Raw genomic sequence first — 549 nt, 5'->3', positions numbered from 1 at the left:
TCGGCAGCGATCAGATCCGCCTGTCGGTTAAGGGCGTCAACAAGCGCTTCGGCGGCCTGCAGGCACTGTCCGACGTTGGCCTGCAAATCAAGGCGGGCCAGATTTATGGCCTGATCGGCCCGAACGGCGCCGGCAAGACGACCTTCTTCAACGTGATCACGGGTCTGTACACGCCGGATTCGGGCGAGTTCAAGCTCGACGGCACGGAATACACGCCGACTGCCGTCTACCAGGTGGCGAAGGCGGGGATTGCCCGTACGTTCCAGAACATCCGTCTGTTCGGTGGCATGACCGCGCTGGAAAACGTGATGGTCGGCCGTCACGTGCGTACCAAGCACGGCCTGATCGGCGCGGTGTTCCAGACGCCGGCCGAGCGCAAGGAAGAGCGCGAGATCAAGGAACGCGCAGTCGAACTGCTGGAGTACGTCGGCATTGCGCAGTACGCGGACTACACGTCGCGCAATCTGTCGTACGGTCACCAGCGCCGTCTGGAAATCGCCCGCGCACTGGCAACGGATCCGAAGCTGCTCGCGCTGGATGAACCGGCTG

1 protein-coding gene is annotated in these 549 nt (G+C 63.2%); it reads left to right on the top strand.

Annotated elements, in window-relative coordinates:
- Positions 1-549 (top strand): ABC transporter ATP-binding protein (locus FSO04_RS47025; RefSeq protein WP_414693540.1); only part of this gene is annotated, 549 nt, incomplete at both ends.

The organism is Paraburkholderia madseniana (assembly GCF_009690905.1).
In the GTDB taxonomy this organism is placed as follows: domain Bacteria; phylum Pseudomonadota; class Gammaproteobacteria; order Burkholderiales; family Burkholderiaceae; genus Paraburkholderia; species Paraburkholderia madseniana.
Note: the sequence above shows the minus strand (reverse complement) of the source record. Positions and strands in the feature narration are given on the sequence as shown.